Annotated in this window: 19 protein-coding genes; 7 read left to right on the top strand and 12 right to left on the bottom strand. The window is 62.4% G+C overall.

Annotated elements, in window-relative coordinates:
• Positions 1-255 precede the first annotated feature (255 nt).
• From ppa to exaC, 7 genes are all read right to left on the bottom strand, one after another.
• A complete protein-coding gene (ppa, locus tag TRP66_RS11205; RefSeq protein WP_333401720.1) occupies positions 256-783 on the bottom strand; it encodes an inorganic diphosphatase in 528 nt (175 codons plus the stop codon).
• Positions 784-887: 104 nt separating this feature from the next.
• On the bottom strand, positions 888-1,724 hold the full coding sequence (locus TRP66_RS11200) for a zinc-dependent peptidase (RefSeq protein ID WP_333401719.1): 837 nt from the start codon (positions 1,722-1,724) through the stop codon (positions 888-890).
• Positions 1,725-1,727: 3 nt separating this feature from the next.
• Positions 1,728-2,375, bottom strand: coding sequence for a DedA family protein (locus TRP66_RS11195; protein ID WP_333401718.1), 648 nt, complete (start codon positions 2,373-2,375; stop codon positions 1,728-1,730).
• 150 nt (positions 2,376-2,525) lie between these two features.
• The gene (locus tag TRP66_RS11190) at positions 2,526-2,978 is read right to left on the bottom strand and encodes a GNAT family N-acetyltransferase (RefSeq protein ID WP_333401717.1); all 453 of its coding nucleotides are present in this window, start codon (positions 2,976-2,978) and stop codon (positions 2,526-2,528) included.
• Positions 2,979-3,059: 81 nt separating this feature from the next.
• A complete protein-coding gene (gene eutC, locus TRP66_RS11185; RefSeq protein WP_333401716.1) occupies positions 3,060-3,902 on the bottom strand; it encodes an ethanolamine ammonia-lyase subunit EutC in 843 nt (280 codons plus the stop codon).
• Positions 3,899-5,293: an ethanolamine ammonia-lyase subunit EutB gene (locus TRP66_RS11180; protein WP_333401715.1), complete on the bottom strand. Its 1,395-nt coding sequence runs from the start codon at positions 5,291-5,293 to the stop codon at positions 3,899-3,901. Before TRP66_RS11180 ends, eutC begins: the two co-directional genes overlap by 4 nt.
• Positions 5,294-5,450: 157 nt before the next feature.
• Positions 5,451-6,971 (bottom strand): acetaldehyde dehydrogenase ExaC, encoded by a 1,521-nt coding sequence (gene exaC, locus TRP66_RS11175; protein ID WP_333401714.1) that lies wholly within the window; start codon positions 6,969-6,971, stop codon positions 5,451-5,453.
• Between the two features lie 225 nt (positions 6,972-7,196).
• Between exaC and mpl the strand changes: the two genes are divergently transcribed.
• The 3 genes from mpl to TRP66_RS11160 are packed head-to-tail and all read left to right on the top strand — an operon-like array spanning position 7,197 to position 9,449.
• Positions 7,197-8,546, top strand: coding sequence for a UDP-N-acetylmuramate:L-alanyl-gamma-D-glutamyl-meso-diaminopimelate ligase (gene mpl, locus TRP66_RS11170; protein ID WP_333401713.1), 1,350 nt, complete (start codon positions 7,197-7,199; stop codon positions 8,544-8,546).
• A complete protein-coding gene (ubiX, locus tag TRP66_RS11165; RefSeq protein WP_333401712.1) occupies positions 8,543-9,172 on the top strand; it encodes a flavin prenyltransferase UbiX in 630 nt (209 codons plus the stop codon). The genes mpl and ubiX overlap by 4 nt, the downstream gene beginning before the upstream one ends.
• Complete coding sequence (locus TRP66_RS11160; RefSeq protein ID WP_333401711.1) at positions 9,165-9,449, top strand: YceK/YidQ family lipoprotein; 285 nt, start codon at positions 9,165-9,167, stop codon at positions 9,447-9,449. The genes ubiX and TRP66_RS11160 overlap by 8 nt, the downstream gene beginning before the upstream one ends.
• A gap of 84 nt (positions 9,450-9,533) precedes the next feature.
• Here TRP66_RS11160 and TRP66_RS11155 read toward each other — a convergent pair whose 3' ends face one another.
• From TRP66_RS11155 to TRP66_RS11145, 3 genes are all read right to left on the bottom strand, one after another.
• Positions 9,534-10,175 (bottom strand): oxidoreductase, encoded by a 642-nt coding sequence (locus tag TRP66_RS11155; RefSeq protein WP_333401710.1) that lies wholly within the window; start codon positions 10,173-10,175, stop codon positions 9,534-9,536.
• 172 nt (positions 10,176-10,347) lie between these two features.
• Complete coding sequence (locus TRP66_RS11150) at positions 10,348-12,075, bottom strand: C13 family peptidase (RefSeq protein WP_333401709.1); 1,728 nt, start codon at positions 12,073-12,075, stop codon at positions 10,348-10,350.
• 131 nt (positions 12,076-12,206) lie between these two features.
• Positions 12,207-12,662 carry a MaoC family dehydratase gene (locus TRP66_RS11145; RefSeq protein ID WP_333401708.1) on the bottom strand — a complete coding sequence of 152 codons (456 nt, stop codon included), beginning with the start codon at positions 12,660-12,662 and terminating at the stop codon, positions 12,207-12,209.
• A 185-nt stretch (positions 12,663-12,847) separates the two neighbouring features.
• On the opposite strand from TRP66_RS11145, the gene TRP66_RS11140 reads away from it, so the two are divergent.
• From TRP66_RS11140 to TRP66_RS11130, 3 genes are read left to right on the top strand one after another with little or no spacing between them, the layout of a single operon-like run.
• Positions 12,848-13,210: a CidA/LrgA family protein gene (locus tag TRP66_RS11140; RefSeq protein ID WP_333401707.1), complete on the top strand. Its 363-nt coding sequence runs from the start codon at positions 12,848-12,850 to the stop codon at positions 13,208-13,210.
• On the top strand, positions 13,207-13,923 hold the full coding sequence (locus tag TRP66_RS11135) for an LrgB family protein (protein ID WP_333401706.1): 717 nt from the start codon (positions 13,207-13,209) through the stop codon (positions 13,921-13,923). Before TRP66_RS11140 ends, TRP66_RS11135 begins: the two co-directional genes overlap by 4 nt.
• Before the next feature lie 12 nt (positions 13,924-13,935).
• Positions 13,936-14,526: an LON peptidase substrate-binding domain-containing protein gene (locus TRP66_RS11130; protein WP_333401705.1), complete on the top strand. Its 591-nt coding sequence runs from the start codon at positions 13,936-13,938 to the stop codon at positions 14,524-14,526.
• On the opposite strand, the gene TRP66_RS11125 is transcribed toward TRP66_RS11130, so the two are convergent.
• The gene (locus tag TRP66_RS11125) at positions 14,527-15,843 is read right to left on the bottom strand and encodes a bifunctional DedA family/phosphatase PAP2 family protein (protein ID WP_333401704.1); all 1,317 of its coding nucleotides are present in this window, start codon (positions 15,841-15,843) and stop codon (positions 14,527-14,529) included. It abuts the gene before it with no gap.
• A gap of 3 nt (positions 15,844-15,846) precedes the next feature.
• Entirely contained in the window at positions 15,847-16,518 is a 672-nt protein-coding gene (locus TRP66_RS11120; RefSeq protein WP_333401703.1) for a DNA-3-methyladenine glycosylase, read from the bottom strand.
• Between the two features lie 332 nt (positions 16,519-16,850).
• On the opposite strand from TRP66_RS11120, the gene TRP66_RS11115 reads away from it, so the two are divergent.
• The gene (locus tag TRP66_RS11115) at positions 16,851-18,116 is read left to right on the top strand and encodes a glutamate-5-semialdehyde dehydrogenase (RefSeq protein WP_333401702.1); all 1,266 of its coding nucleotides are present in this window, start codon (positions 16,851-16,853) and stop codon (positions 18,114-18,116) included.
• The last annotated feature ends 11 nt before the right edge of the window (positions 18,117-18,127 follow it).

Below are 18,127 nucleotides of genomic sequence, written 5' to 3'. Positions count from 1 at the left end.
CTTACAGACCAGACGAATCTTTCGTGGGACATTTCGTAAAGTACGCTTTTTCGGGAACACAGTCGGCGCCGGAGAGTGACGGTTTTCTCGTGTGAACAGACTGTTTATCCAGTGGCGGCAGGCGGGCGGAATGTGAAGTGATTTTTAATCGCCGGCAATGCAGCGAATCGACGGAGGACGTCATGAATACGAGAGGAGGAGAGGAGGCGTTCGGGACACCTGGACCAGGCATCCCGAAGCGGGCGAATCGGTGAATCAGCCTTTGAAGGCTTCGACCGATTTCAGGATCTCGGCACGGGCCGCGTCAGCGTTGCCCCAGCCATCGATCTTCACCCATTTGCCTTTTTCGAGATCCTTGTAGTTCTCGAAGAAGTGCTTGATCTGCTCCAGCAGCAGAGGCGGCAGGTCGGTGTACTCTTTCACGTCGACGTACAGCTGGGACAGCTTGTCGTGCGGAACAGCGATGACTTTGGCATCGCCACCGCCGTCGTCGGTCATGTTCAGGATGCCGACCGGACGGGCGCGGATCACCGAACCTGGGGCGACCGGATAAGGCGTGACAACCAGCACGTCGAGGGGGTCGCCATCGTCAGCCAGGGTGTTGGGGATGAAACCGTAGTTGGCCGGGTAGAACATCGGGGTGGCCATGAAACGGTCAACGAACAGGCAATCGGATTCTTTGTCGATTTCGTACTTGATCGGCGCATGGTTGGCCGGGATTTCGATCGCGACATAGATGTCGTTCGGCAGGTCTTTGCCCGCAGGAATCTTGCTGTAGCTCATTGGGCGTTGCCCCCATAGTTGACCAGACAGAGATTGGCGCGAACGCCAAAAAGTGGCCCGGATTATAGGCACATTCTGCCGGTGATGCCACGCGCCGCGTTGGCTCAGTGCTGGCCCTGATGATGGCTCGAATGCTGCTCGGCGTAAGCCGGGTCCTGGCGCTGCAGCGCCTGCAGACGGCTCAATGTGTCCTGGCGGTAGAACGCCTGCAATTGCTCGTAAACGCGAGGGTAGGCCGCGTGCAACAGGTCCGGCGCGCTGAAGAAGTATTCGCTGGTCACGGCGAAGAATTCCGCAGGGTCCTCGGCGGCGTAGGGGTCGATAGCCGGCTCGGCGTCCGGATGCGCGTCGAGCTGATGGTTCAGGTTGTCGAAGGCCTGCTGCATGACGCTCGCCCAGTCGCTGATCTTCATGTCGCTGTGCAGTGGCGGCAGGCCGTTGGCATCGCCGTTGAGCATGTCCAGCTTGTGCGCCAGTTCGTGGATGACGAGGTTGTAGCCATCCCAGCCGCCGCTGGCCAGAACGCCCGGCCAGGCCAGAATCACCGGGCCCCGCAACCAGGCTTCGCCGCTGTGTTCTCCGTCCCATTCATGCTCGACCCCGCTGGGGTCGCGATAGCGCTGCGGGCTGCGGAAATCGTCCGGGTACAGCACGATTTCGTGAAAGCCCTGATACCAGTCGAGATCGGCCAGACCCAGCAGCGGCAATTGCGCCTGGGCTGCCAGGAACAGTCGCTGCCCGTCGTCCAGTTCCACGCCTGGAAGCGTCGTGAGGTGTTTGTCATGCAGAAACAACACGCTGGCGTCACGCAGCCGGTCCAGTTGTGCCTGACTCAGCCCATCCAGAATCGGCAGCTGTCGGCACAGGTCGCGCCACAGATCCGGCGCAACCGAGTGTTTGGCCAGGGTTCGTTGCCGACGCCAGTTGCGCAGTGACCACATGGGTCAGAGAACGTCGGCGGAGCGGCCGCCGCGGCTGCGGATGACGCCGACGACCATCGGCAGCAACGACAGCGCGATGATGAACAGCACCAGCAGCGTCAGGTTTTGCTTGATGAACGGGACGTTGCCGAAGAAGAAGCCAAGCGTCACCAGACTGCCGACCCACAGGACCGAACCCAGCACGCTGAACCCCAGGAAGCGGCCGTAAGGCATGTGGCCGACCCCTGCCACGAAAGGCGCGAAGGTGCGAATGATCGGCAGAAAGCGCGCCAGCGTAACGGTCTTGCCGCCATGAACGGCATAGAACGCTTGGGTCCGCAGCAGATAGTCGCGGCGGAATACCTTCGACTTAGGATTGCTGAACAGTTTTTCGCCGGCGGTACGGCCAATGATGTAATTGGTGCTGTCGCCCACGATTGCGGCTGTCATCAGCAGGCCTGCCAGCAGCACCGGGTCCATGCCGCCGCCCGCGGCCACTGCGCCGGCGATGAACAGCAGCGAGTCGCCCGGCAGGAACGGCATCACCACGAGGCCGGTTTCGCAGAAGATCACCATGAACAGAATCGCGTAGATCCATGAGCCATAGTTGGTTACCAGCAGATCGAGGTAGACGTCGAGATGCAGGATGAGGTCGAGCGGGTTGAAGTCCATTGGCACACCTGGAGCGGTGACCCTGAGGCGGGTCGCAAGCGGAAGAAACTGCTGAGTGATACGCGCGGCATTATAGAAGGGAATGTGCGACCGGCGCTCGCACATCGAGAGAGGAAGAAGTGATCGGCGAAGTCGGCCCGGTGCCGGCAGTCAGTTGATCGGCAACACGTAATTCTTGAATTGAGTGTCCAGCCTGAATCCGATGGACTCGTAGACCCGTTGCGCAATGACATTGTCACTGCTGGTGGCGACCCGCATGCGGATGGCCTGGGTTTCCTTCGCCATGCTCCTTGCGTGCCGCATCAACTGATCGGCAACCAGCTGGCGGCGCGATTCCTCGGCGACGTAGATGTCGTTGAGAATCCATACCCGCTTGAGCGACAACGACGAGAAACTCGGATAGAGCTGGCAAAAGCCTAGCGCCCTGGTTTCATCATCCTTCGCCACCGCCAGATAGATCACCGACTCATCGCGACCGATGCGTTTTTCGAGAAATTCCCGAGAAGCCTCCGGATACGCCATCTCGCCATAGAACTCGCGGTATTTGACGAACAGAGGGCACAGCAGGTCCAGATGTTCTAGCGTGGCTTTGATGATCCGCATGGTTCGGGCCTCGACTTCACTGTTGGGCAGCACGGCACTGGGTGCGTTTCGATGCTCTATCACGACGTTAGAAAGCGCAATCTAATGTGGCTCGGCGGGTTTGCAGAGCAGGAAATTCTCCTTCTTGTCGGCGCAGGACTCCGATTCAAGCGTGTTCAGTTGCGCGTCGTCCTTGAGGTTCACGCCGGACAGCTGCCTGCGGCAGGCTTCACGCATCAGATAGAGCAGGCGATGGGTCGCCACCGCATAGCTCAGGCCTTCCAGCCTGATGTTGGAGATGCAGTTGCGATGCGAATCGTTCAGGCCGGTCTTCGGCGCGTAGGTGAAGTACAGGCCCAGACTGTCCGGTGAGCTGAGACCGGGCCTTTCGCCGATCAGGATCACCGCCATCTTCGCTCCGAGCAGCTCGCCGATCTGATCGGCAATCGCCACCCGACCCTGTTCCACCAGGATGACGGGCGACAGGCTCCAGCCATCGGCATCGGCGTCTTCTCGCAGACGGCGCAGCATGGGTACGGCATGGTTATGGACGGCCAGCGCGGACAGACCGTCGGCAATCACCACGGCCAGGTCCACGCCGCCCGGATGGGCGGCGACGTGATCCCGCAGTTGTTGCACGGATTCATCGTCCAGGCGGCGGCCCAGGTCCGGACGTTGCAGATAGACGTCCCGATTTTCGGCGGCGCTGTGTACCAGCAGCGTTTCGTGGCTCAGTTCGGCCAGTTGGGCACTGATCGCCGAATGATCGAACGCCGTGTGCACCGCGTCACGTGCCTGGGCGTGGGCCAGCTGAAAATCGAGCTGTGCGGCCGTCGGCAGGCTGGTGCCGACGCGGCCCAGCGCGATGCGCGCGGGCGTAAGGTTGCGCAGTTGCTGCCAGGAAGTCAGAGGCTGCTGGTCGTCGCTGTCTGGCCGATCACTCATGCGATACGCCCTAGCGCCTGACGAAACGCCGGCGGCAGGCTGTCCGCGAAGCGCACCCGGCCGTCCGTCTGGGTGAAGATGCCCATGCGTTCCAGCCATGCCTCGTACTCGGGCGCCGGTCGCAACCCCAGGCTTTGTCTGGCGTACAAGGCGTCGTGAAAGGATGTGGTCTGATAGTTGAGCATGATGTCGTCCGACCCCGGGATGCCCATGATGAAGTTGATGCCCGCCACACCCAGCAAGGTCAGCAGCGTGTCCATGTCGTCCTGATCGGCTTCGGCATGATTGGTGTAACAGATGTCGCAGCCCATCGGCACGCCGAGCAACTTGCCGCAGAAATGATCTTCGAGGCCCGCGCGAATGATCTGCTTGCCGTTGTACAGGTACTCCGGCCCGATGAAGCCTACCACCGTGTTGACCAGCAGCGGGTTGTAGCGCCGCGCGACGCCATAGGCCCGGGTTTCGCAGGTTTGCTGGTCCACGCCATGATGGGCATTGGCCGACAGCGCGCTGCCCTGTCCCGTCTCGAAGTACATCAGGTTCTGGCCGACCGTTCCGCGGTTCAGGCTGAGCCCCGCTTCGTAACCTTCCTGCAACAGGTCGAGGGTGATGCCGAAGCTGGCATTGGCGGCTTCGGTGCCGGTGATCGACTGGAAAATCAGGTCGACCGGTACACCGCGATTGACCGCTTCGATGGAAGTGGTGACATGGGTCAGCACGCAGGACTGAGTCGGAATCTCATAACGCTGGACGATGGCGTCGAGCATCTCCAGCAGGGCGATGATAGAGGAGGTGTTATCGGTCGCCGGGTTGATGCCGATGACCGCATCCCCATTGCCGTACAACAGGCCGTCGAGGATGCTGGCGGCGATCCCGGAGGGATCGTCGGTCGGGTGGTTGGGTTGCAGGCGGGTCGACAATCGCCCGCGCAGCCCGACGGTATTGCGAAAACGGGTGACCACGCGAATCTTCTGCGCGACCAGCACCAGGTCTTGAACCCGCATGATCTTCGACACGGCTGCGGCCATCTCTGGCATCAGGCCAGGCGCAAGCGCGCGCAAACTGGCTTCGTCGGCACTGTCGCTGAGCAGCCAGTCGCGAAAACCGCCCACCGTCAGGTGGCTGATGGGTGCGAACGCCTCTTTGTCGTGCGTGTCGACGATCAGTCGGGTGACTTCGTCCTCTTCATAGGGAATCAGCGCTTCGTTCAGAAAGTGCCGAAGCGGCAGGTCAGCCAGCGCCATCTGTGCGGCGACCCGCTCGGCATCGCTCTGTGCCGCGACACCGGCCAGGAAATCACCCGAACGCGCCGGGCTGGCCTTGGCCATCAGCTCTTTGAGGCTTTCGAAGCGATAAGTGCGCGCGCCGACAGCCTGGGAAAAACGGGCCATTCTGATCCTCCATTACCAGGTCATGGGCTACAGCGAAGCAATTAGCACGCCATCTATAGAGCGCCGTGTAGGAGCCAGCTTGCTGGCGATCTGCCGCATACGCGACACCAGATGATCGCCAGCAAGCTGGCTCCTACAGCGCCGGGGGGGGGGGGGGTTAGAAGAACCCCAGCGGGCTGGTGTCGTAGCTCACCAGCAGGTTTTTGGTCTGCTGGTAATGCTCCAGCGCGATCTTGTGGGTTTCACGACCTACCCCGGATTTCTTGTAGCCCCCGAACGCCGCATGCGCGGGGTACAGGTGATAGCAATTGGTCCAGACTCGTCCGGCCTTGATCGCCCGACCGACGCGGTAGGCGCGATTGATATCGCGGGTCCAGACACCGGCGCCGAGGCCGAACTCGGTGTCGTTGGCGATTGCCAGTGCTTCAGCCTCGTCCTTGAACGTGGTGACGCTGACCACCGGGCCGAAGATTTCTTCCTGGAACACCCGCATCCGGTTATTGCCTTTGAGCAGGGTCGGCTGGATGTAGTAACCGCTGGACAGATCGCCTTCCAGCGCCTCGACCTTGCCACCGGTAAGCAGCTCGGCGCCTTCGTTTTTGGCAATGTCCAGATAGGACAAAATCTTGTCGAACTGCTGCTCGGACGCCTGCGCGCCGACCATGGTGTCGGTGTCCAGCGGATCGCCGCGCTTGATCTTCTCGATCTTAGCCATGACCGCTTCCATGAACTGCGGATAGATCGATTCCTGAACCAGCGCCCGGGATGGGCAGGTGCAGACCTCGCCCTGGTTGAAGAACGCCAGCACCAGGCCTTCGGCGGCTTTCTCGATGAACTCCGGTTCGGCGCTCATGATGTCTTCGAAGAAAATGTTCGGCGATTTGCCGCCCAGTTCGACAGTCGAGGGAATGATGTTGTCCGCCGCGAGTTTCATGATGTGCGAGCCGACCGGCGTCGAGCCTGTGAAAGCGATCTTGGCGATTCGTTTGCTGCTGGCCAGCGCCTCGCCGGCCTCGCGGCCATAACCCTGCACGATATTCACCACGCCTGCCGGCAGCAGGTCGCCGATCAGTTCCAGCAGCACGCTGATGCCTAGCGGCGTCTGCTCGGCGGGCTTGAGCACCACGCAGTTGCCGGCCGCCAGCGCAGGGGCGAGCTTCCAGGCGGCCATCAGGATCGGGAAGTTCCAGGGAATGATCTGCCCGACCACGCCCAGTGGCTCATGAATGTGATAGGCGACGGTATTGCCGTCGATTTCCGCGGCGCTGCCTTCCTGGGCGCGCAGCGCGCCGGCGAAATAGCGGAAGTGGTCGGCGGCCAGCGGAATGTCGGCGTTGAGGGTTTCGCGGATCGCCTTGCCGTTGTCCCAGGTTTCGGTGATCGCCAGGGTTTCCAGATTGGCCTCGATGCGATCGGCGATCTTCAACAGGATCAGCGAGCGGGCCTGTACCGAAGTCGCGCCCCAGGCGGGCGCGGCCGTGTGGGCGGCGTCCAGCGCGTTCTCGATGTCCTCGGCGCTGGAGCGGGGAAATTCGGCGATGGGCTTGCCGTTGACCGGCGACGTGTTGGTGAAATATTCGCCCTTGACCGGCGGGACGAACTCGCCGCCAATGTAGTTACCGTAGCGTTCCTTGAAAGTGACGATGGCGCCCTGGGTGCCGGGATGTGCGTAACGCATGGTGATGTCTCCTGATTCTTGTTCGTGGAGGGAGTCTGTATGGTTCTCGCGTTCAAACTCTGGCAGGCAATACCCAAGCGTAGGCCATATATGCGTGGTTCGTGACTTGGACCTTTGGCGCACGGCCGGCAGAGTCGCACGTCGGGCGTGCACATTCGCGAACAAACACCGGGTGCCATTTCCATGCCCCTGAGCTAACCTGCGCGCATGTTCTAAGAGGTAGTCATGCATATTCATATCCTTGGTATCTGCGGCACTTTCATGGGTTCGCTGGCGGTGCTCGCCAAAGAGCTGGGGCATCGGGTGACCGGCTCCGACGCCAACGTCTACCCGCCGATGAGCACCCAATTGCAGGCACAGGGCATAGAGCTGACCCAGGGTTACGATCCGGCCCAGCTCGACCCGGCACCGGACCTGATCGTGATCGGCAATGCGCTGTCGCGTGGCAACCCGGCGGTGGAATATGTGCTGAACAAGGGCTTGCCCTATGTATCCGGCCCGCAATGGCTGGCCGACCATGTGCTGCAAGGCCGTTGGGTGCTGGCGGTAGCCGGGACGCACGGCAAGACCACCACCAGCAGCATGCTGGCCTGGGTGCTGGAGCATGCGGGGATGAGCCCGGGCTTTCTGATCGGCGGCGTGCCGCAGAACTTCTCGGTGTCGGCGCGCCTGGGCGGCACGCCGTTCTTTGTGGTAGAGGCCGACGAATACGACAGCGCGTTCTTCGACAAGCGCTCCAAGTTCGTGCATTACCACCCGCGCACCGCGATCCTGAACAACCTGGAATTCGACCACGCCGACATTTTCCCTGACCTGGCGGCCATCGAGCGGCAATTCCATCATCTGGTACGCACCATTCCAAGCGAAGGCCTGGTCATCCATCCAACGACCGAACCCGCACTGTCACGGGTCATCGGCATGGGCTGCTGGACGCCGGTGCAAAGCACGGGCGAGGGTGGCCAGTGGCAGGCGCGCCTGCTCAGCGAGGACGGTTCGCGCTTCGAGGTGTTGCTCAAGGGGCAGCTGCAAGGCGTCGTCGAGTGGGGCATGACCGGTCAGCATAACGTTGCCAATGCCTTGGCGACGCTGGCGGCAGCGCGTCATGTGGGCGTGGTGCCCCAGCTGGGCGTGGAAGCGCTCAACGCTTTCAAGAGCGTGAAGCGCCGCATGGAGAAAGTAGCGGACATTCGCGGCATCACGATCTACGACGATTTCGCTCACCATCCGACCGCCATCGCCACCACCCTCGACGGATTGCGCAAGAAAGTCGGCGATGCGCCGGTAATCGCAGTGATCGAGCCGCGTTCCAACTCCATGAAGCTGGGCGCGCATCGCGACGGCCTGCCTGAAAGCGTACGTCAGGCCGACCAGGTGGTCTGGTACGCGCCGGCCAACCTCGGCTGGGATCTAGGGACAACGGCAGCCGAATGCACCGTGCCCGCGGTGGTCTGCGATTCCCTCGAAGGCATCATCGAACGCGTCAAGAGTCAGGCTCAGCCGGGCACTCACATCGTGATCATGAGCAACGGTGGCTTTGGCGGGCTGCATGGCAAACTGGCCGAGGCGCTGCAATGAGCGGTCCGGAACGTATCACGCTGGCGATGACCGGTGCGTCCGGCGCCCAGTACGGCCTGCGTTTGCTGGACTGCCTGGTGCGCGAGGATCGGGAAGTGCACTTCCTGATTTCCAAGGCCGCGCAGTTGGTGGTCGCGACCGAAACCGACGTTCGGCTGCCGCCCAAGCCGACCATGCTGCAGGCATTCCTCACCGAGTACACCGGCGCGTCGTCCGGGCAGATCCGGGTCTACGGGCGCGATGACTGGATGTCGCCGGTGGCATCGGGGTCGGGTTCGCCGAGCGCGATGGTAATAGTGCCTTGCTCGACCGGCACCTTGTCGGCCATCGCCAGCGGCGCCTGCAACAACCTGATCGAGCGCGCTGCCGATGTCACGCTCAAGGAGCGCCGCCAGCTGATTCTGGTGCCGCGGGAAGCGCCGTTCTCCAGCATTCATCTGGAGAACATGCTCAAGCTGTCGAATCTGGGAGCGGTCATCCTGCCGGCGTCGCCCGGTTTCTACCATCAGCCGCAAACCATCGACGATATGGTGGATTTCGTAGTGGCGCGGATTCTCAATCTGTTGAATATCCCTCAGGACATGTTGCCGCGCTGGGGGGAGCATCACATAGGCAGCGATGAGTAGGATCGCACTGCTGGCGCTGGTGGTGACGCTGTCCGGCTGCGCCACGGCCCGGACGCTCGATGCCGCCAAACCGGGCGCGCCGGTGGTCTATGCCGGGACCCGTTTGAACCTGTATGCGCTTGAAGGCGGGTGCTGCGCGATGGATCGCTTCGGCGCCGAAGCGCCACGCTATCCCGGCCTGGACCTGCCGGGCAGCGCGCTGCTCGATACCCTGCTGCTGCCGCTGTCATTGCTGACCGCCGCGGGGTTCGGCGTCCAGGCGCAAGGCGGGCTGTGAACACTGGATCGCTGTAGGAGCGGATTTATCCGCGATCTGCCGCAAGGCGGCAGCAAATCAGGCAACGCAGCCAGGTCGTCGCTCCTACTTACCCAATCTCCTCAACTCATCCGACTCCACCACCCGCACGCCATCCTGTTCCTCCAACGCCAGGCGCCACATGGCGCGGGCCAGTTGACAGGCTTCGATGGCGCCGTATTTTCCAGGTATCAACTTGGCGATCGGCGCCGCCAGTTGCTCGGCCCAGCGGGTTTCGGGGCGATTGCCCACCAGCAGGGACGGACGCGCGATGGTCAGTTGCGGCCAGTCCTGAGCGCGCAGTGCCTGTTCCATTTCACCTTTGACGCGGCTATAGAAAACGCTGGACTCCGTGTCGGCGTTGACCGCGCTGATCACCAGCAGATGACGGGCGCCCAGCTCGCGGGCGCGCTTGGCAAACGCCACCACCAGATCCAGATCCACAGCCTTGAACGCCTCCTGCGAACCGGCCTGCTTGATTGTGCTGCCCAGGCAGCAGAAGGCGATATCGACCTGCCCGCCCAGTGCGGGCAACAGGCCGTGAAGGTCGCCAACCGGATTTTCCAGATGAGGATGTTCCGCCAGCGGGCGGCGGGTGGGCGCCAGCACACGGCTGACGGTCGGTTCGTTGAGCAGACGGTCGAGCAGATGCTCGCCCGTCAATCCCGTAGCCCCAGCGAGCAGGATGTGTTGCGGCGTCAGGTACATAGTGTTTCTCCCTTGAGAGGGTGTCTACACAATGGCTACGCTCGGCAATACTGCGTTGAAATCGGTCTCAAAATGCTCATTTACTCCTTGTAAACTCCGCTTTTTCGACCGATTTCGCCTTGTCTTGCCTTCGCTCGCCGATTGTGTAAACACCCTCTTGATACTGAACAGCCTAGCGGCTGGTCGAGGACTTCGCTTCCTTGCGAGTCAACGTCGTATTCAGCGCGCGCTCAGCCTGATTTTTGCGCAACATCTGCCAGCGGGCCAGGACCGCGTCGGGCGCCCAGATCTGAGGCTCGGAGGCTTCGAATTCATCTTCGGCCTCTCGTTGTGCCACATATTCGCTGGCGCTGGCGAAAGCCTGCTGCAAGTCATCGCTTTCGACCAATGCCCTGCCGAATAGTGCATCGCCAAAATAAGTGAAGTCAGCTTCTTCCGAGCAACCGAACGACACCCGGTCAGCGCGCGAGGCCGTCATTACCAACGTGCGGTCATCCTTGAGGCCAGGGATGAAGCCGCCGGAATAGCAGGCTGAAATCACGATGATCTTGTCCCGGTTCTTCAGCGGCGCGAGCGCGTCGACGAGGGCGTCGGCCGGCAGATCGGCGAGTGACAGGCGCGGCTGTTCGAGCACCAGCTCATGCTCCGCTGTCCCGTGGCTGGTCAGGTAGATGAAGATGAGATCTTCAGGCCCGGTGCGTTGTGCCAGCGTCTGCGCCGCACGCTGAATCGTCTCCCGGGTCGCCAGGGGCCGGTCATTCATATGGTCCCGGTGATTGGCCAGGGTGATCTGACCGTGAGCGCCGAATCGGGTCGCCAGCAGGCGAGTGACGTAATCCGCTTCGCGCAGGAACACGCTTTGCTTGCCATCCCCAGCGACCACCAGGCTGTACAGTTCGGTGGCAGGCGTCGAGGCAGGTACTGCCTGCAAGGCCTTGTCCAGCAAGGCGCCCTGGGCGAGCAGCCCGGTTTCCAGCGGGTCGGGCAGCAATCTGCCGTCGGCATCACGCACACGCTGGCCATTGATCCAGGTGCCTTTCTGAACGCTGCCATCAGCCAGTGTCAGGGTGCCGGCGCCCTGATAAGTGTCGTTGGCGAAACCGCCTTCATAATGACTGCCGTCAGCCAGTTGAAGGCGGCCCTCGCCCGTGAATCGCCCGTTGACGAAGCGGCCCTGATAACGGCTGCCGTCGGCACCGATCAGCTCGCCCCGGCCGGTCAGGGCGCCTTCCTTGAATTCGCCGCTCCAGACATCGCCGTCGCTGTTTTCGTAGCGACCCTTGCCATCGATCTGGTTGTCGCGAAAGCCGCCCACGTACTGATCGCCGTCCGGGCTGCTGAAACTGCCGTTGCCCTGCAGCTGGCCGTTGACGAATCGACCGCTGTACTGGTTGCCATTGGTGTCGGTGCGCACCCCTTCGCCATTGGGCAGGCCGTTGGCGAACTGGCCCTGGTGATTACTGCCATCGGCCAGTTCCAGTCGTCCCGCACCGTGATACAGGCCGTTCTTGAACTGGCCGCGATACACCATGCCTTTTTCCTTGAACGTGCCTTCACCTTCACGCCGGCCGTGGGCAAAACCACCCACATAACTGCTGCCGCCACGCGTCGTCAGCTTGCCCTGGCCGTGGTACAGGCCGTTCTCGAAACCACCAACGTAGACATCGCCGTTGTCGGCATGCCATTCGCCGCGACCTTGCCGCTGCCCGCGCTCGAATTCACCGGCATACCAGCTGCCGTCGGGATAATCGATCCGGCCTTCGCCTTGCAACAGACCGTTGACCAGATCGCCACGATAGCGTCCGCCATCTGCCAGCAGACCATCGGGAGGCAGCAGGGATTCACCGTCGCCGCAACCGGCGAGCAGGAGTGTAAGAGCCAGCGGAGCGAGCGCGCGCATTCGGGATCTCGAGGGAAAGTTGATTCAGGCGTGGTGCGTTCCCGCCTCGCGGGGGAACCAGCCGCGAAAGTATGCCGCAGCCGGTCAGCGGGGCGAAACAGTCAGTTACGACTGTTTCGCCCCGAAGTGTCTCAGATAAAACACATGGACAATGGTTCGGCAACGAATGCCGGTCGTTCTTCGCCCTCGATTTCCAGCGTGGCGATTGCCTTGAGCAGCCATTGCCCCGGTTTCTTTTCGGTCACTTCGTTCAGCTCGACCTTCAGTCGCACCCGGGAATCGACCTTCACCGGCTGCACGAAACGCACGTTGTCCAGCCCATAGTTGACGACCATCTTCAAGCCTTCAGGCAATACCAGCAGATCCTCCATCAACTTGGGGATCAGCGACAGCGACAGAAAGCCGTGCGCGATAGTCCCGCCGAAAGGCGTCTGCGCCGCGCGCTCGGGATCGACGTGGATGAACTGGAAATCACCGGTGGCTTCGGCGAACAGATTGATGCGTTCCTGGTCGATGGTCAGCCATTCGGAACGTCCCAGTTCCTTGCCAACGTACTGCGTAAGCTCTGTAACAGGTACAAAAGGCATATCACTCTCCTTGTCATGTGATCGTATTTCATACCCGGGCGCGCCCGGGCGACCTGAAGATCAGCAGAGGGTCGGCGGTTGGTCAAGCGCGGCGCCCGGACGAAATGCGTCTGCATGGCCTTTTGCGCAGCGTGTTTATAATGCGCGCTGGATTCGTCCGGGACGTTCATTGCGCTGGAGTTCTCATGTTGCTAAGAGGCCTGACATGGCTGGTGCTGTTCCAATTGCTGGGAACGGCGCTCAACCATCTTTTCCTGTCGATGCTGCCGGGGCCGATCATCGGTCTTGTGCTGTTGATGGGGTATCTGATGTGGCGCGGCGAGGTGAGCGAGCCGGTCAGCGTCGCTGCCGGAAGTTTGCTGCGTTATCTGCCTCTGCTGCTGGTGCCGCCGGCGGTGGGGGTGATGGTCTGGGTCTCGGCCCTCGTCGAAGATTTCTGGGCCATCTTCGGCACTCTGGCGCTCTCGCTGATGCTGTCGGTGACCTTCGCCGGCTGGCTGATGCAGAAACTCATCGACCGGCAGGCACGCCGTGAGGAGCGCACATGAATCCAGACTGGCAGGGGGCCTGGGCATCGGTCGTTCATCACCCGCTGTTCGGCATCGCCATCACCCTCGGTGCCTATCAGCTCGCCATTGCCGCTTACGAACGGACTCGCTGGCTGTTCCTGCAACCGGTGCTGGTCTCGATGCTGGTGGTTATCGCGATCTTGCTGACCTGTGGCATCGATTACGTGGAATATCGCAGCAGTACCGCCATTCTTGGCATTCTACTGGGGCCGGCGACCGTTGCCCTGGCCGTGCCGCTTTATCTGAATCTGCGACGCATTCGTCAGTTGCTGTGGCCGACCTTGACTACGCTGGTGATTGGCGGAGTGTTTGCCACGGGCCTTTGCGTGGGGCTGGGCACGCTGCTCGGGGCCGATCACATGATCCTGATGACCATGGCGCCGAAGTCCGTGACCACGCCGATTGCCATGCTGGTAGCTCAGCAGATAGGCGGGGTCGCGGCTCTGGCAGCCGTGTTCGTCCTGATTACCGGCGTGTTCGGCGCCATCTTCGGGCCGACGCTGTTGAACCTGGCGGGTGTGCGCCATCAGGCGGCCCGCGGCATGGCGCTGGGGTTGACCGCGCACGCGGTGGGCACCTCTGTCGCGTTGCATGAAGGTGAAGAGGCGGGGGCGTTCGCTGCGCTGGCGATGAGCCTCATGGGCGTGGCGACCGCGCTGTTTCTGCCGCTGGCTGTGTCTCTGACCGTTTAAGGATGATTTTTTATGATGTTGCCTCTGTTTCCGCTCAACGCTGTGCTGTTTCCGGGGTGTGTGCTCGACTTGCAGCTTTTCGAGGCACGCTATCTGGACATGATCGGCCGCTGCATGAAGCAGGGTACGGGGTTTGGCGTGGTGTGCATCACCGAGGGCAGTGAAGTGGGCGTGGTCCCGGCCGGCCATTCGATGATCGGTTGCGAAGCGCTGGTCCGTGACTTTCAGCAGCAGGACAACGGCCTGCTGGGTATCCGCGTAGTGGGTGGGCGACGCTTTCACGTGCTGGAAACCGAGGTCCAGCGCGACCAGTTGCTGGTCGCTCGCGTGCAGTGGCTGGAAGACTGGGAGGAGCGCCCGTTGCAGGAAGAGGACGCGGATCTGGTCGCATTGCTCGAAGCACTGGCCGAGCACCCCATGGTGGCGTCGCTGAACATGGGCGTCTCGGCGCAAGGCCAGCAGTCACTCTCGAATCAGCTGGCGTATCTGCTGCCGTTCACCGAGCAGGACAAGATCGACCTGCTGGAAATCGATGATCCCGAGGAGCGCCTGGATGCCATCCAGGAGCTGCTCGACGAGATGCAGGGCGATCTCCAGGCCTGATCAGTATTGATAACGCAATACGGCGTGGGATAGAGCATTCACCGCAAAGGTGCCCAGCAACGCGGTCAGCGCCGGCACCACCAGCCACCAGACCTTGGTCGACATCGCAGGCAGTGGCTGTCGGTACTGGATCAGCGCAAGGCTGGTGGCGCAGACACAGAACGCCAGCATCATGCCCGCCAGGATGTCGGTCGGCCAGTGCACCCCCAAGTACACCCGCGACAGGGCAATCGCCAGCGCCGGAATTCCCCCCAGCAGCATCCAGGTCAGGCGCAGCCGCACGGGTTGCCCGCGTCCGGCCAGCACCGCCAGGCTCATGAACAGCGCGAACGCCGCTGAACTATGGCCGCTGGGCATGCTGAAGGTGGTCAAGGGTTCGACCAGCACTTCGGGGCGAGTCCGGGCGAACAGCGCCTTGAGCGTACCGTTGGCCACTGCCGTACCCAGGGTCGTCGCCAGCGCGAACGCGGCATGCCGCCACTGACGGGCGATCAGCAACGCCAGAACCAGCACGCAGGCCGCCAGCAACTGAGCCTTGAAGTCGCCGATGCTGGTGATCAGGATCACGATGTTCTGCGCGGCCTCGCTGCGATGCTCCTGCACCAGCGTCATCAGCCCCTGATCGAAGTCGTTCAGGTACGGCCAGCCAAGGAACAACGCGGTCAGCAGGATCAGGCTGAGCACGGCGATGACCTTGGTCGCGTAGCGCTTTTTGCGCATGCTGCTCTGAATGCTCAGGCCGAACAGCAGCGCCAGGCCCGCGCCGACCACGGCGGCTTCGGTCCAGAAACCTTCCGGCAACGGCAGACGGATCGCCGCGCCCGCCGCCCAGCCGGGCATCAGGTAGACGATCGACCAGCCGGCGGCAGCGATCAGGCTGACCCCGATGAAGCGCGGCAGCGGCATGTCGCACATTCCCGCGATCATCGGCAGCATGGGCCGCAGCGGGCCGATGAAGCGCCCGACCAGCAGGCTGGCGATGCCATAGCGATGGAAATAGGCTTCGGCGCCGGTCATCCATTCCGGGTGAGTGCGCAGGCCGGGCAGTTGGCGGATGTTCTGGTGGAATCGTCTGCCGATCGCATAGGACACGGCGTCGCCGAGCAAGCCGCCCAGAAACCCCAGAAGCAGCACTTCGCCCAAGGGCAGGATGCCGCTGCCGGCCAGCGCCGCGATGGCGAACATGACGACCGTGCCCGGCACGATGATCCCGACGATGGCGACGCATTCGACAAAGGCCACCACAAAAATCGCAACCGCTACCCAGGAGGGGTTGGCGGCCAGCCAGTCGGTCATGCCAGAGAGCCATTCGCCCATGTGTCAGCTTCCTTGTTCGAGCAGTAGATAATCGCGGCCTTCGACCTGACCGCGCCTCAGGGGGTTCCGCGTGCAGAAGCGGGCATAATCGGCATCGACGAAACGGTAGAGCAGATGTTCGTCCCGGCCCGTCGGGATGCCCAGTCGGGTGGTCTGGATAATGCGCTGCGGGGTCTGGCCCACGTCCTCGACCCGCAGTCTGAGCGGGTCGAACCGCTTGGCGTCCCACATTGGCACCTTCAGGCCCAGCGCCTTGCACAACAGCGTCTGCCCCGCGCAAAGCCGCTCCGGCGGGCGAATGCCGCCGCTGGCGTCGGGATTGTTCAACTGCATCCGTGCCAGTGCGTTTTCGTCGCTCAGCTCATCGACCCAGGGAAAACCCGACTTGATCAGGACCGCATTACCCGGTCCCTCGGCACTGAAATTGATCGAATCGCCACCGCGTGCGTAGTACATGTAGATGTGACCGCCCTCCAGAAACAGCGCCTTGCGCTTTTCGGTATAGCCCAGCGACGAATGACTGCCTTTTTCGGCCTGGTAATAGGCCTCGGTCTCGATGATGCGGGCCGCGAGCCAGAACTCGCCAACCTTGTGGCGCAGCACCTTGCCCAGCAGATCGCGGGCAAGGGTCTGGGCGTCGCGGTGGAAAAAACTGTCGGGAAGGGCTGAATGCATGAGGCTGGACCAACTGTGGGAACAGGCCGCCGATCATAGCAAGCGCCGGGTTAATTGCAGCTGAATGTGTCGCGGCGGGGCGTTCAGTTGTTTCCGGGCGTGACAATCAGGGAAACGGGTGCGTTGCGCGATATGTGGGAGGGAGCTTGCTCGCGACCGCAGAGTGCCAGTCGCCTTTTCTGTGTCTGATCATCCGCGGTCGCGAGCAAGCTCCCTCCCACACAAGCCTTAAGCCCGTAGATTCTGTCGACCATCTGCCCGTCCGCGCTGTCGTTCGGACGCCGTGACCGCTATAATCGGCCGCTTTCTTCTCTGCCAAGACTTCTGAGACCATGACCGAGTCCGTTCTTGACTACATGACCCGCCTGGGCCGCGCCGCTCGCGAAGCATCGCGGGTGATCGGTCGTGCCAGTACAGCGCAGAAAAATCGCGCGCTGCTGGCCGCCGCCGCCGCGCTGGATGCCGCGCGTGACGAACTGACCGCCGCCAACGAGCTGGACCTGGCCAACGGCCGCGCCAACGGTCTCGAAGCGGCGATGCTCGAACGCCTGGCCCTGACCCCCGCGCGCATTGACGGCATGATCGTCGGGTTGCGTCAGGTCGCCAGTCTGCCGGACCCGGTCGGAGCGATCCGCGACATGAGCTATCGGCCGTCCGGCATTCAGGTCGGCAAGATGCGCGTGCCGCTCGGCGTAGTCGGCATCATTTACGAGTCGCGACCGAACGTGACCATCGATGCGGCCAGTCTCTGCCTGAAGTCGGGCAATGCGACCATCCTGCGTGGCGGTTCCGAAGCCATTCATTCGAACCGGGCGATTGCCGCCTGCATCGAGCGCGGCCTGGCCGAAGCCGGGTTGCCCGCTGCCGTCGTACAGGTCGTCGAGACCACGGACCGCGCCGCCGTCGGCGCGCTGATCACCATGCCCGAGTATGTGGATGTCATCGTTCCGCGTGGCGGCAAAGGTCTGATCGAGCGCGTCAGCCGCGACGCGCGGGTGCCGGTCATCAAGCATCTGGACGGTATCTGCCACGTCTACGTCAGCGCTCACGCGGATCTGGCCAAAGCGCAGGACATCGCCTTCAACGCCAAGACTTATCGTTACGGCATCTGCGGGGCCATGGAAACCCTGCTGGTGGACCAGACGGCCGCCGCGGACTTCCTGCCGCCGATGGCTGCCCGCTTGCGCGAGAAAGGTGTCGAGCTGCGCGGCTGCGAGCGTACCCGTGAGCTGATCGACGCTGTTCCGGCCACCGAGGAAGACTGGCACACCGAGTATCTGGCGGCGATCCTGTCGATTCGCGTGGTCACCGGCCTGGAGCAGGCCATCGAGCACATCAACCATTACGGTTCGCATCACAGCGACGCCATCGTTTCCGACCATCAGGGTCAGATTCGTCGCTTCATGGCCGAAGTGGATTCCAGTTCGGTCATGGTCAACGCGCCGACCTGTTTCGCCGACGGGTTCGAGTACGGGCTCGGTGCCGAAATCGGGATTTCCACCGACAAGCTGCACGCGCGGGGTCCGGTCGGGCTGGAAGGTCTGACGTGCGAGAAATACATCGTGATCGGCGACGGTCAGTTGCGCGGGCAAGCCTGACTTGAGCAAGC

The organism is Pseudomonas sp. JDS28PS106, assembly GCF_036706555.1.
In the GTDB taxonomy this organism is placed as follows: domain Bacteria; phylum Pseudomonadota; class Gammaproteobacteria; order Pseudomonadales; family Pseudomonadaceae; genus Aquipseudomonas.
The sequence above is the reverse complement of the archived record's forward strand: the minus strand, read 5'-3'. Positions and strand labels throughout refer to the sequence as shown.

Excerpts from the sequence above, each read along its gene's own strand:
- ppa (WP_333401720.1), bottom strand. The coding sequence starts at position 783 with ATGAGCTACAGCAAGATTCCTGCGGGCAAAGACCTGCCGAACGACATC.
- TRP66_RS11200 (WP_333401719.1), bottom strand. The coding sequence starts at position 1,724 with ATGTGGTCACTGCGCAACTGGCGTCGGCAACGAACCCTGGCCAAACAC.
- TRP66_RS11195 (WP_333401718.1), bottom strand. The coding sequence starts at position 2,375 with ATGGACTTCAACCCGCTCGACCTCATCCTGCATCTCGACGTCTACCTC.
- TRP66_RS11190 (WP_333401717.1), bottom strand. The coding sequence starts at position 2,978 with ATGCGGATCATCAAAGCCACGCTAGAACATCTGGACCTGCTGTGCCCT.
- eutC (WP_333401716.1), bottom strand. The coding sequence starts at position 3,902 with ATGAGTGATCGGCCAGACAGCGACGACCAGCAGCCTCTGACTTCCTGG.
- TRP66_RS11180 (WP_333401715.1), bottom strand. The coding sequence starts at position 5,293 with ATGGCCCGTTTTTCCCAGGCTGTCGGCGCGCGCACTTATCGCTTCGAA.
- exaC (WP_333401714.1), bottom strand. The coding sequence starts at position 6,971 with ATGCGTTACGCACATCCCGGCACCCAGGGCGCCATCGTCACTTTCAAG.
- mpl (WP_333401713.1), top strand. The coding sequence starts at position 7,197 with ATGCATATTCATATCCTTGGTATCTGCGGCACTTTCATGGGTTCGCTG.
- ubiX (WP_333401712.1), top strand. The coding sequence starts at position 8,543 with ATGAGCGGTCCGGAACGTATCACGCTGGCGATGACCGGTGCGTCCGGC.
- TRP66_RS11160 (WP_333401711.1), top strand. The coding sequence starts at position 9,165 with ATGAGTAGGATCGCACTGCTGGCGCTGGTGGTGACGCTGTCCGGCTGC.
- TRP66_RS11155 (WP_333401710.1), bottom strand. The coding sequence starts at position 10,175 with ATGTACCTGACGCCGCAACACATCCTGCTCGCTGGGGCTACGGGATTG.
- TRP66_RS11150 (WP_333401709.1), bottom strand. The coding sequence starts at position 12,075 with ATGCGCGCGCTCGCTCCGCTGGCTCTTACACTCCTGCTCGCCGGTTGC.
- TRP66_RS11145 (WP_333401708.1), bottom strand. The coding sequence starts at position 12,662 with ATGCCTTTTGTACCTGTTACAGAGCTTACGCAGTACGTTGGCAAGGAA.
- TRP66_RS11140 (WP_333401707.1), top strand. The coding sequence starts at position 12,848 with ATGTTGCTAAGAGGCCTGACATGGCTGGTGCTGTTCCAATTGCTGGGA.
- TRP66_RS11135 (WP_333401706.1), top strand. The coding sequence starts at position 13,207 with ATGAATCCAGACTGGCAGGGGGCCTGGGCATCGGTCGTTCATCACCCG.
- TRP66_RS11130 (WP_333401705.1), top strand. The coding sequence starts at position 13,936 with ATGATGTTGCCTCTGTTTCCGCTCAACGCTGTGCTGTTTCCGGGGTGT.
- TRP66_RS11125 (WP_333401704.1), bottom strand. The coding sequence starts at position 15,843 with ATGGGCGAATGGCTCTCTGGCATGACCGACTGGCTGGCCGCCAACCCC.
- TRP66_RS11120 (WP_333401703.1), bottom strand. The coding sequence starts at position 16,518 with ATGCATTCAGCCCTTCCCGACAGTTTTTTCCACCGCGACGCCCAGACC.
- TRP66_RS11115 (WP_333401702.1), top strand. The coding sequence starts at position 16,851 with ATGACCGAGTCCGTTCTTGACTACATGACCCGCCTGGGCCGCGCCGCT.